The 12,545-nt window shown below is 50.1% G+C and carries 8 protein-coding genes; 7 read left to right on the forward strand and 1 reads right to left on the reverse strand.

All coding sequences use genetic code 11. The features are described from left to right. Window positions 1-53: 53 nt before the first annotated feature. Window positions 54-1,565, reverse strand: a complete 1,512-nt coding sequence (crtH, locus tag AC5I6P_RS07135) for a carotenoid isomerase (RefSeq protein ID WP_495693059.1) — start codon at window positions 1,563-1,565, stop codon at window positions 54-56. A gap of 735 nt (window positions 1,566-2,300) precedes the next feature. On the opposite strand from crtH, the gene AC5I6P_RS07140 reads away from it, so the two are divergent. The 7 genes from AC5I6P_RS07140 (at window position 2,301) to AC5I6P_RS07170 (ending at window position 12,486) form a co-directional block, all read left to right on the forward strand. Beyond that, a complete protein-coding gene (locus AC5I6P_RS07140; RefSeq protein WP_495693060.1) occupies window positions 2,301-3,539 on the forward strand; it encodes a sedoheptulose 7-phosphate cyclase in 1,239 nt (412 codons plus the stop codon). Beyond that, window positions 3,532-4,368 carry an O-methyltransferase gene (locus tag AC5I6P_RS07145; RefSeq protein ID WP_495693061.1) on the forward strand — a complete coding sequence of 279 codons (837 nt, stop codon included), beginning with the start codon at window positions 3,532-3,534 and terminating at the stop codon, window positions 4,366-4,368. Before AC5I6P_RS07140 ends, AC5I6P_RS07145 begins: the two co-directional genes overlap by 8 nt. Beyond that, the gene (locus AC5I6P_RS07150; protein ID WP_495693062.1) at window positions 4,365-5,732 is read left to right on the forward strand and encodes an ATP-grasp domain-containing protein; all 1,368 of its coding nucleotides are present in this window, start codon (window positions 4,365-4,367) and stop codon (window positions 5,730-5,732) included. The genes AC5I6P_RS07145 and AC5I6P_RS07150 overlap by 4 nt, the downstream gene beginning before the upstream one ends. 97 nt (window positions 5,733-5,829) lie before the next feature. Then, window positions 5,830-6,894: a methyltransferase gene (locus tag AC5I6P_RS07155; RefSeq protein ID WP_495693063.1), complete on the forward strand. Its 1,065-nt coding sequence runs from the start codon at window positions 5,830-5,832 to the stop codon at window positions 6,892-6,894. Between the two features lie 66 nt (window positions 6,895-6,960). Further along, the gene (locus AC5I6P_RS07160; protein WP_495693064.1) at window positions 6,961-7,950 is read left to right on the forward strand and encodes a glycoside hydrolase family protein; all 990 of its coding nucleotides are present in this window, start codon (window positions 6,961-6,963) and stop codon (window positions 7,948-7,950) included. Between the two features lie 17 nt (window positions 7,951-7,967). Further along, window positions 7,968-9,098 carry a glycoside hydrolase family protein gene (locus tag AC5I6P_RS07165; RefSeq protein WP_495693065.1) on the forward strand — a complete coding sequence of 377 codons (1,131 nt, stop codon included), beginning with the start codon at window positions 7,968-7,970 and terminating at the stop codon, window positions 9,096-9,098. Between the two features lie 184 nt (window positions 9,099-9,282). Beyond that, the gene (locus tag AC5I6P_RS07170; protein WP_495693066.1) at window positions 9,283-12,486 is read left to right on the forward strand and encodes an MFS transporter; all 3,204 of its coding nucleotides are present in this window, start codon (window positions 9,283-9,285) and stop codon (window positions 12,484-12,486) included. The last annotated feature ends 59 nt before the right edge of the window (window positions 12,487-12,545 follow it).

The following is a 12,545-nucleotide window of genomic DNA, read 5'->3' on the forward strand; positions in this document are numbered from 1 at the left end:
GAAAGCCTCTTGTTGTCTGGCTTCGACTACTGCCTATTTCCGATTAAGTCTAATTAACCCAATCCTAAATCCACAGCGACGCGATGAGCGCAAGCAAACCCAGAAAACGCCACCGCATTCAACCCTTGACCTGGAAAGGTGCTATCTCCCACACAGTAGAGATTTGAAATGGCAGTTCGGTTAAATGGCATTCCTAACAATCCAAGTAGTTTGCGGGAGGGAATTGGACCATACGTGCCATTGTCTCGTCCTAAAAAGCGGCGATGCGTTCTCGGTGTGCCAACTTCTTGAAAATCCAGCGCTTGATCGAGGTTCGGAAAGATTTTAGACAAGCGATCGATCAGTCGATGTGCGGCCTGTTCTTTTTTGGCTTCATAGTCACTGGGCGATAGGTTCTGCCATTCGCTGATCCAGCTTGGTGTGAACGTGTGAATGATGTGATGCCCATCAGGAGCCAAACTGGGGTCAAGCAACGTTGGAATGGAGACAAAGATTGTGCCTTGCTCTGCTTCCATCTTGTTCCAATCGTCAAGCAGAATGTGATGGCATTCTGTACCTAGAGGTAATGCGTCGGCTTTGATGCCAAGATGCAGACTCAAGAAACTAGGAGACTGTTGGTAGCGTTGCTGCCATTTTTTCTCAGCGTTGGGCATACGATCGCGCGGCAACAGTTTTTCGAACGTATCCCACCGCGTCGCGTTCGAGACGATGCGCTTTGCCCGATAGGTTTCTCCAGAGGCCAGCTTCACGCCAACCGCTTTCCCATTCTCTGTGATAATCTCCGTTACTCGTGCTTTGTACTGAATCTGGCTGCCCGCTTTTTCTAATCCTTCAACCAATTTCTGGGCAATTTGTCCGACGCCGCCTTTGGGATAGTTGATGCCTCCATAGTGGCGATCGCTAAACACCATTCCAGCATTAATCATAGGTGTGCGATCGGCAGGAACCACTGACCAGCAGTAGCACTCCATATCAATGAATTGCAGCAGTTGCGGATCGTGGATGTAACGTCTGGCGATATCGCCTGCATTCTGCGGCAAATATTTCACGAGTCCCACACAAGCGAAGGGATGCTGAAAGAACACTCGCGTCAAGTAGCGTGGTTCTTCGAGCGATAACAAGTCCATCACATTGAGGCAGTTAAATACCTTCCAGCATTCATCGTAGAATTGCCGAATGCCTTTCGCTTCGTGAGGAAATTTTTCAATTAGTTCATTCAAAAATTTCTCATAATCGCGATGGACTTGCAGATCTAATCCATTCGGTAAGTGGTAGTGAATCTGAACGGGATCAGGAATCGTGCCGATGCTGACATTTACAGCGTCTAAGGCGCGAGTCAGTAGGTTCGTTGTGCCGCGATCGCCAAAACCAAAAATCATCGATGCGCCGACATCAAAGCGGTAGCCTTCGCGATCGAAATAGCCCGAACTGCCACCCGGAATTAGGTAGCGCTCTAACACTAAAACGCTGGCTCCTTTTGCTGCCAGTTGGGTTGCTGTGACTAAGCCGCCGATGCCCGAGCCAATCACAATTACGTCAAATGTTGTCACTTGAGAAGCAGTCATGCAAACGTCCTAAACCCACGTCCTTCAGTGTAGCGGAGAAGGAGTGTGTGAAGGGAATAGAGCGTTGCTGATTCTGTAATGGAATCCGACAAAGCTAGAACATCAAACCTAGTTTCTTTCGTAAATGACAGCCTGAAAATCATCACACGTTCAGCAATGTCGGGAATGAGATGACGTTCAAACTCCTCGCGATTATGAGGGCAGAGTTATTAAAACTTCATAAAAACACGATTTCTATCTCTTCAGATAGACTTCCAATCTCATCAGAATCACTATTCTACGGGTAATCTACGGGTTCATCCGCAATGGCTCAGATCAAGAAAATTTTTGGTCGGGTTTCCCTTTACTCAATTGGGAAATTCAGACGGTTCAAAGTCTTCATTGATTATCGGTTTCAAGCAATGTTATGGCAGTTTGGTCGCTAGATCGAACAAGATCGGCGTTACAGCTTTGCGTGATGGATAAGTGTTTAAGTGTTGCAGTTGTGTAGCTCGAACACTCGCGATGGCGAATCTGTAGCAAGCTTAAGGCGAAATCAAATTTTTATCGAAAGCTTATTTGTTCTCTGACTAGCGCAGGGTGCGGCTCGTATCAGCCAAGTTGTTCTGATGTGTATTCAGAGCAACACGCCAAGCTGCGCGAATTGTCTGCTGGCGATTTTCTACAGCTAGAGACCAATGTGGTGATTGTTGAACCTAGTTAATGAACCTAGTGAATTGAAGGACAACGTGGATTATGACTACTGTTCAGGCTACATTTGCGGCGACTGAAACAACCTTTCATGTAGAAGGGTACGAGAAGATTGAGTTCAGCTTTGTTCTGGTCAATGGAGCATTTGATCTCAAGAATACGGAACTGGCTGAGAATTACAGAAGCTTTGGTCGCTGCCTTGCCGTGGTCGATCACAACGTCTATCGGCTGTATGGAAGTCAGATGGAAGCCTATTTTCAGTACTACGACATTGCGCTAACGGTCTTCCCCATTACCATTAGCGAACCCACAAAAACGATCGAGACATTTGAAGCAATCATCGATGCGTTTTCAGACTTTGGGTTAGTCCGCAAAGAACCTGTGCTGGTTGTGGGCGGCGGACTTGTGACTGATGTGGCTGGGTATGCCTGTGCCTCTTACCGTCGTAGCAGCAACTATATTCGCGTTCCAACTACGCTGATTGGACTGATTGATGCGGGTGTAGCAATTAAAGTTGCGGTCAATCACGGCAAGCTCAAGAACCGTCTGGGAGCGTATCACGCGCCGAAGCAAGTACTTCTAGACTTTTCATTTCTAAAAACGCTGCCTGTCGATCAAATTCGCAACGGTATGGCAGAACTGGTAAAAATTGCTGTTGTGTCGAATCTGAAAGTCTTTCAATGGTTAGAGACTTACGGAGAGGAGTTGTTGAATACTCACTTTGGATATGTAAACGGCACATCTGAATTGAGCGCGATCGCACACAGCGTTAAATACGAATCGATCAAAACCATGCTGGAATTAGAAACGCCTAATTTGCATGAATTAGACCTCGATCGCGTCATCGCTTACGGACATACTTGGAGTCCGACGCTCGAATTAGCGCCCGCTGTTCCGCTGTTACATGGTCATGCCGTGGCGATCGATATGGCATTGTCAGCGACGATCGCCGCCTGTCGCGGCTACATTAGCGACACCGATCGCGATCGCATTCTAGGACTGATGAGCCGGATTGGACTGGCGATTGATCATCCGTTGCTGGACGGCGATCTGCTCTGGGATGCCACTCAATCGATCACCTTGACTCGTGACGGCTTGCAGCGTGCCGCCATGCCTCGACCAATTGGAGAATGTTACTTCGTCAACGATCTGACGCGAGAAGAACTCGATGCTGCTTTGGCAGAGCATAAGCAGATTTGTGCCACCTATCCTCGTGCAGGTGCAGGTATTGATGCTTATGTGGGTGAGAATCAACAATTGATGGGGAGCACTGTCAATGGTTAACACACTCAATTCTGTGCAGACCGAGCCGCGTCCAGTAACGCCCCTCGGCATTCTGAGTGATCACTTGAAAGCGGCAGCACAGCTTTTAGAGAATGAAGCTGTGTCCGCCGAACTAAAGCATCATGTGCAGCAGGCATTCAAACTAGCAGCAGGATTAGATCCCTATGTAGAAGCGTGTACCTCTCCCGAATCGCCGGAGTTGAGAGTGATCGCAGAGCGCACAAGTCAAGAAGCGTGGAGTCATCGATTTTCTGCGGGTGAAACGGTTCGAGCGTTAGAACAAGAGATGCTGTCTGGACATGTGGAAGGACAAGCCCTGAAAATGGTCGTCCACATGACTCGCGCTAAAACCATTTTGGACATCGGCATGTTCACAGGCTATTCTGCGTTAGCAATGGCGGAAGCGTTGCCAGAAGACGGGTGTTTGTTGGCGTGCGAAGTTGATCCCTACGTGGCTCAAGTGGCTCAGACGCTGTTTCAAAAAACAGTTCACGATCGCAAGATTGGGGTCAAGATTGGTGCAGCATTGGAGACCCTACATCAACTAGCAGACGAGGGCACCTGTTTTGATTTGGTGTTCATTGATGCTGACAAAAAAGAGTACGTGCAGTACTTCCAAACCTTGCTGGATCGAGATCTACTCGCGCCTCACGGCTTCATCTGTGTAGATAACACGCTGCTTCAGGGACAGCCGTATTTACCAGCCAATGAACAATCTGAAAACGGAGCCGCGATCGCACACTTCAATCAAGTTGTGGCGGACGATCCTCGCGTTGAGCAAGTGTTGTTGCCTGTGCGTGATGGCTTGACTATCATTCGACGCCTATGACCACTACACCTCAGGAGTCAACCTCTACTCCTCTAAAAAGTCTTGCAACGTTGGCAATCCTCCTGATCGCACTGCCAATCAACAGTCTTCTGGTTTTGGTGGCGCTGGTCTGGGGCGCGCTAACTCGCCGATTTAGAACACCGCCTGCTTCGACTGGAAAAACGGTGATGGTATCGGGCGGCAAAATGACAAAAGCGCTCCAGCTTGCTCGCTGCTTTCACGCGGCAGGGCATCGGGTTGTGTTGGTCGAAACGCATAAGTATTGGCTGAGCGGACATCGGTTCTCCAATGCCGTCGATCGCTTCTATACGGTTCCTGATCCCCAAAAGGATTTGCAGGCGTATACAGAAGCGTTGCAGAACATTGTTGAACAAGAACAGGTTGATGTTTTCGTTCCGGTTACAAGTCCGGTTGAAAGCTACTATACGTCCTTAATTAAGCCGCTCTTGTCTTGTGAAGTGTTTCAATTTGACAAAGAAATGACGACGCTGTTGGATGACAAGTTTGCGTTTGCGGAGACGGCGCGATCGCTGTGTGACTCCGAAGGGAGGTCGCTGGGTCTATCGGTTCCCAAATCGTTTAGGATCACCGATCCAGAACAGGTGATTAATTTCGATTTCTCCAACGAAACTCGTCCCTACATTCTCAAAAGCATTTCCTATGACTCGGTACGCCGATTAGATTTAACGAAGCTGCCGTGTCGAACACCTGAAGAAACAGCGGCTTTTGTTCGCCGTTTGCCGATTAGTGAGGAACGCCCGTGGATTATGCAGGAGTTTATTGCGGGGCAAGAATACTGCACACACAGCACGATCCGAAAGGGTGAGTTGCGATTGCACTGCTGCTGCGAGTCTTCAGCGTTTCAGGTGAACTACGAGAATGTGAATCAGCCTGAGATTTTGGAGTGGGTTCAGAAATTTGTTCAAGCGCTCGATCTAACTGGGCAAGCCTCGTTTGATTTTATTCAGGCCGACGATGGCAAGGTCTATGCGATCGAGTGCAATCCCCGCACCCACTCTGCAATCACGATGTTCTACAACCATCCTGGAGTTGCCGAGGCCTATTTGGGACAAACTCCTCTGCCTGAGCCGCTCCAGCCACTGCCAACCAGTAAGCCAACGTACTGGCTATATCACGAACTGTGGCGGCTGACGCAGGTGCGATCGCTCCAACAATTGCAAACTCAGCTTAAAACTCTAACTGAAGGAACGGATGCCATTTTCCAGGTCAACGATCCCCTGCCGTTTCTAACGGTGCATCACTGGCAAATTCCCCTCTTGCTGATCAACAATCTGCGCCGCTTTGGCGGCTGGATCAGAATTGATTTCAATATCGGCAAACTCGTTGAACTAGGCGGCGACTGAAACAAGTTATCGAAGAACAAGTTATCCACGATTCTGCCCCAATCTCTTTCCTTGAAAGAATTCTGGACTCCTTAAATCTTTATCAACCCCTTCACCTATGACAGCCACCCTGAGCCAATCTACTGCTACCTCGATGGCCGCTAAGAAGCAACTCTTTGAGATGATTTTGGCGTTTGTCAAAAGCCAATGTATTTATGTGGCGACGCGATTGGAGATTTTCAATCTACTGTATGACGAGGGAGAACTGAGCGTAGATGCGATCGCAAAGAAAACGAGCACTGCTCCCGATCGTCTCTACTTTGTCTTGCGTGCCCTAGCGCATGTGGATGTACTGCAAGAAAAACCAGGTCAGGTGTTTGCCCCAACCGAGCTATCCAACCTATTGGCGACCCACAAGGGGCCGTCGATGGGTCACTTGGCAATGCACCTGCTGGAACCCGCTCAATGGGATGCTTGGAACGCTCTAGAAGCCGCCTTGCACACTGGCGAAGTTCCGTTTGAGCGGGCAAACGGCAAAGGAGTCTACGAGTTTTGCCGGGATAACGACTGGAGCGGAGATGTATTCATCAACGCCATGAGTTTCTTCACAAATCATTCCGTTGATGCACTTTTAGATGCATACGACTTTAGCCGATTCGATACCGTCATGGATGTCGGCGGCGGCCAGGGCGGCTTGATTGCTCAAATTGTCAAACGGTATGGCTGCAACGGCATGTTGTTTGATGTTCCTTATGTCGCTGCAACGGCTCCGGCTTATCTAGAGCAGCAAGGCATCGAGCCAGAGGCCATCAACATCATCACGGGTGACGTATTTCAGGAAGTGCCGACTGGGGCAGATGCGATCGTCATGAAGTACTTCATCTCGGCTTGGAATGACGAAGACGCCGCGAAAATTTTGCACAACTGTAAAAAAGCACTGCCACCTCACGGCAGAATCGTGCTGCTGCAAGCGTTTGTTCCCGACATTGACGAGCCGAAAACGGCTCCCGATGGCATCATGCCGGGCATCTTCGCGGTTCAGATCAATGTCGCTGTACCGGGTGGAGGATGGCGCACGAAAAAACACTTTCAAGCCTTGTTCGAGCAATGCGGCTTTCAGTTAGAACAAGTGGTCGATACCACAACCAATCTTTCGGCAATGGAATTTAGTATCGCCTCCTAACCCTATGCCTTGGCAACCGCGTGACAATACTGTTGGGACTCTTGGTTTGCCTATGAGGGGCAGACGTTGCACTTGTTCTATCTGCAAGCGTCTCGCTTGGCGTGCGCCTATAACCCAGACAAGCGCCATAATTTAGCATCGGTAGGTCACGCGGTTTTAACCGACTTTGGTTGGCAAGAAGTTAGCCTAGAGCAACCCGCGTTTGAGCGCAGAGACGGAGACTATTGGGATAACTTGTCGATTTGGACAGGCAGCATCATTGAATACGAATCCCTCTATTACTTGTTCTACACCGCAAGGCGCAGAGAAGATGCTTGGATTACCACTCCCTATGAGCGGCGACGTCCTCAGCAGATTGGAGCCGCCGTCTCTGACGATTTGACCACTTGGAGAAGAACACCTACTTCTCTTGAAAAACCGACCATTCCCAATCCTGGAGTTGATAGCAAGTTCGATGGCATTAACTGGCACGATCCTTACGTGATTCAAGATGAGATCGACGGTAAGTTTTATGCGTTTATCTGCGCTCATCAGCATGACTCTGCAAGCGATGCCAATGGAGCGATCGCCTACGCTACTTCAACCGATCTAGAGCATTGGCAAGAGGAATCTTACAAAATTTTGTACACCAGTTCTCAATTTCTGCTGACAGAAGTTCCACAAGTGTTTTGGCGCAAGACAAATGACCAGAGCGCTTGGCGATTGTATTTAATCTTCTGTCCGCGTTGGAGTTCGTTGTTTAATCAGTCGATTCCGCTGGGTATGACGTACTACGTGCGATCGCAGCCCATCCGCGATCGCGCCCAGGTCAGCTATGATGCCATTCCTTGGGAATCCGAACCTGCGAACGTTCTGGCGGTCAATTGTCACGCGGGTAAGCTGATTCGTCCAGAATCAGTGACAAATCCGGTGTTTTTCGGATTTCAATTCTCAGATGAAGGTGGACATTTTGTGGGAGGAGTGAGCGATCCGGATTGGGCAACCTTTGCCGATGACGGCACGATTTCTTTATCCAAGCCTCAGATCGTGCCCGACTCGATCGACAGTGCTATCTAATTCAACCTGTCCTCACCATGAAGCTCACGCCCCTGCACCGCAAAGTTCTCGCCTATCTCGAACCACTTCCGGCTGACTTGCTCGATCCCACGATCGCTAGTTTTACACAGCGTACTCAAGTCAAACTTAGTCAAGCCGTTACCCATTTGTTGCGGCATTCTCGCGGAACTGAGCCAATGGTGTGGGATCCGTGGATTCTGAAAGATGGCGAGGTCTACCGTTTGTTTTACCTCAAAGGCGTCGAGGGACAGAATCCGTGGTGGACGATTAGTAACATCTGTGGTGCGGTGTCTACTGATTTAGAACATTGGGAAGAGTTAGGAACGTTATTGGAACCTGACCCGCAGAACGATTGGGAGTCGGGTCGAGTATGTGCGGGGTGTACCTATAAAGAAGACGATACCTACTACTTGTTCTACTCGGCTGGCGGTAAAGAAATGCCTCATCTCCGCAACGAGGGCATTGGCTTAGCAGTATCGAAAGATGGCTTGCAGTTCTCCCGACAGAGCAATCGTCCTTTAATCATGCCTGATCCTGACGACCTCTGGTATGGACGGAGCAATTGGACGAATCATTTTCACTGGCGTGACCCCTATGTGCTCAAGGATGAAACAACAGGCAAATACTATATGTTCATTTGTGCATCTGCAAAAGCGACGGGTCAGTTTCAAGGCTGCGTTGGTTTAGCTGTTGCCGATCGCATTACTGGACCTTATGAAATTCTTCCGCCTGTGGTCGAAATGACTGATCACTGGGCGTACTATCATATGGAGCGTCCTCAAGTCATTTATAGAGCAGGCAAGTATCACCTCTTCTTTTCGTGTTTCAAAATGTTCTTTGAGCAAACTTGGTTGCAGCGAGAACGTCATCAGCGCATTACGAATTCGTCCCTTTATTGGTACACCTCAGAGCAGATTGCAGGCCCCTACCATCCGGTTGATCCCGATGATTATGTCGTAACGGGTAGCGAGAAAAGCGGGCTTTACGGAACAAATTTCTTACAGATTTCAGAGGAACCAGAAGAGTTCATCGCCTATGGGTGGTATCATCGGCTACACACATTAGAAACATCAAGGGTGTTTCAAGTCAGTTGGGACGTAACCGAACCTGCAAAACGCTCTCTATCAATTGTCCTCTCGTCGATCTAAACGCAAAGATGGACGCCCTGATTTGGCTCATCGCTCCTCCTTTCAGTAGATTACTCCTTACCTCCTGCGACCGATGATGTGAGTCCCCTAACTCGACGATTCTAAGTACAAAGATTGTTTTGAAAGTCGCAGTCTCACTGACGCATATTTAGTGCGTTGGGCGGAGTCTAATGAGGGAAATTCTATGATTCAATTGGCAAACATATCGTGGGGACTGAGCCAACTCGTTCAGGTTCCCATTGATGGAGCCGCTACTCGACCTGAAGATGCTGCGCTAGTATTTTCAGGTCCAAAGTTTTTTGTGGCTCTGATCTCAGGCGTTGTATTAGCATTTGCATTCCAATTAGTATTAACAAATCTTTCTGTTGCGGCTGGAATTTCTTATCTGGGGCGAGATAGCGATCATTCCGATCACGATCGCCATGACCACAACGACTCCGGCAGTGTGGGCGGCACAATCCGAAAAATCGGCTTTGCGGTTGGTATTTGGACGCTGATCACCGTTACGATCGCGCTCTTTCTTGCCTGTTTCTTAGCCGTCAAGCTGAGTCTGCTTGAGAGTGCAGCATTGGGTGCGATCGTAGGTTTGGTGATCTGGGCGACCTACTTTACGCTCCTGGTGTGGGTCAGTTCTAGCACCGTGGGATCGCTCGTTGGCTCATTGGTAAACACGGCTACCTCTGGTTTTCAGTCTCTAGTTGGAACAGTGAGTGCTGCGATCGGGGCAAAGGCTGTCAATCAGCAAGTTGTTTCTACCGCAGAAGCGGCGGCGTCAGCAGTTCGGCGCGAGTTAGGTTCTGCGATCGATCCGGGGAACATCCGGGATTCGTTGGAAGACTACTTAGATCGAGTGCGCCCAGCGCAATTGGACATGGGACGGGTTCGTCGTGAGCTAGAAGGGTTAGTAAACGATCCTGAACTGCAAAATATCGTAGGGGGCAACACTCCTGCGGATGTAATTGATCGATTGAGACATATCGATCGCAATACCTTCGTCAATCTCGTCAGCGATCGCACGGATTTATCTCGGCAAGAATCGCAACGGCTAGTCGATCAGCTTGAAGCCGTTTGGAATGACACGCTGGGGCGCTTTGGGCGTAAAGACCCAACTCAGGAGCTAAACGACTATCTCCGGACGGTTCAACCGGGTCAGGTCGACACGAACGAACTAAATCGTCGCCTCGACCAATTGACAGAAGAAGTCCGCCGGCAAGGACAACAGATGCAAGGGACGCAGCAATCTCAAGCGCTGACCATGCGCGATCAAATGTCCACGATCGCATCGATGGCGCAGCGTCCTCAGAAAGAAGAGCAAGGTAGTTTACTCGATCGTGCGGTGCAAATGGGGATGTCTACCCTGATGGGCAGCGTGTTAGGGCGTACCGACCTGTCGGATATTGATGTCGAGAAGATTCTAGGACAACTCCAAACCGTTAAAGATAAGGTGACGACTGGTGCGAAGGATGCCAGCGCGCAGGTATCGTCCGGCTTCAGCCCGATTCAGGCTGATGTCGAAAACTATCTACTCAACACCTATTCTTGGCACTTAAATCGCGAAACCTTGAACACCGAGTTCCGCGAAGTGCTGCACGATCCAGAAGCTGATCCATCTGCGGTGCGCCGCGAGCTAGAGCGGCTGAACCGAGGCGACTTTGTGCGACTACTGACCCAGCGGGGCGATCTGCCTGCTGCCCGAGTTTCTGATATTGCTGATCAGCTCGAAACGATTCGGACTAGTATTTTAGGCTCGGTAGGCGTTGCCGATGAACAAGAGCGATCGCAGGATCTCCGCTCTAGAGTAGAAAACTATTTGCGCTCCACGAACAAGGATGAGCTCAATCCCGACGCGATCGAACGAGAAGTAGCACTGCTGCTAGAAGACCCAGATGCAGGATACGATGCGCTCAGTTCTCGCCTAAGCGCGTTTGATCGCGATACAGTCGTGCAGATGATCTCGCAACGGCAGGACATGTCTCAAGAAGAAGCCGACCAGATTGTTTCTCGATTTGAGACGAGCCGCGATCGCGTCCTCAATTCGGCAAAAGAAGCCCAGGATCGAGTGCGATCGGAAGCGGAAGCACTACGAATCCGCGTCGAGTCGTATCTCAGAAATACCAACAAGGGTGAACTCGATCCCGATGGCATCAAACGCGATTTCAAAACGTTGTTAGATGACCCGCAAGCAGGAGCCTCTGCGTTGCGCGGACGGCTCAGCCAGTTCGATCGCGATACGCTAGTACAGCTTCTCGGTCAACGGCAAGACATGACTCCCGAAGAAGCCGATCGGATCGTGAGCCAACTAGAAGATGTGCGCAATAGCATTCTGCACGCGCCTCAGATTGCGGTCAGCAAAGCGAAAGATCAAGTCGATAGCGTCACCAGCGCGATCGCAGAATATCTTCGTAGCACCAACCGGGATGAACTCAATCCTGAAGGCATTCAGCGCGATTTGAATGTGCTGCTCAGCGATCCGAAAGCAGGAATGTATCGATTCCGGTCTCGGTTATCGCAAGTCGATCGGGATACCTTAGTGCAGCTTTTAGCGCAGCGTCAAGACCTCTCCGAAGAGCAGGTTAATCGCATCATTGATGATCTGCAAAGTACGATCCGTCGCATTGTGCGATCGCCTCGTCGATTGGCAGCACGGACTCAGCAGCGCGTCGTAGACTTCCAATCCACGTTGGATAGCTACCTCCGTAACACGGACAAAGAAGAACTCAATCCTGACGGCATCAAGCGCGATCTGCAACTGTTGCTGAGCGATCCTCGCGCTGGGTTTGGTAATCTTAGCGATCGCGTCTCTCACATCGATCGCTCCACCTTGATTGCCTTGCTGTCTCAACGCAAAGACATGACTGAAGAAGAAGCCGCACGAGTGGTGGACAACGTGTTGTCAGTGCGTGACCAGTTTATGGCTCAAGTTCACGCCATTCAGGATCGAGTCCAATCGGTGATCGATAGCATCTTTGAGCGCATTCGTGCCTACCTCAACAGCTTAGAGCGTCCTGAACTGAACTACGAAGGTATCAGCAATGACGTCCGGACAATGTTCCATGATCCTCAAGCTGGCTTTGATGCCATGCGCGATCGCTTAGGCAGCTTCAACCGTGAAACCCTTGTGGCGGTACTGTCCTCCCGAGACGACGTTTCTGAGGCGCAAGCCAATCGCATCATCGACCAAGTTGAGAATGCTCGAAACAGCGTCTTGCGGCGGGCAGAGCGGATGCAAGAAGAAGCGCAGCGACGGGTTGAAGAGGTGAAGCGGCAAGCGCAGAAGCAAGCTGAAGAGACACGCAAAGCAGCAGCATCGGCGGCTTGGTGGCTGTTCGCAACTGCGATCGTGTCGGCAGGAGCAGCAGCCCTTGCAGGCGCACTCGCGATAGGTTAATCCTCCATTCTTGATGTTCAATTTCTCTAGTTAACCTCTGAAGCCTCCTCTCGTGGGAG

The sequence above is a fragment of the Myxacorys sp. genome, assembly GCF_059501405.1.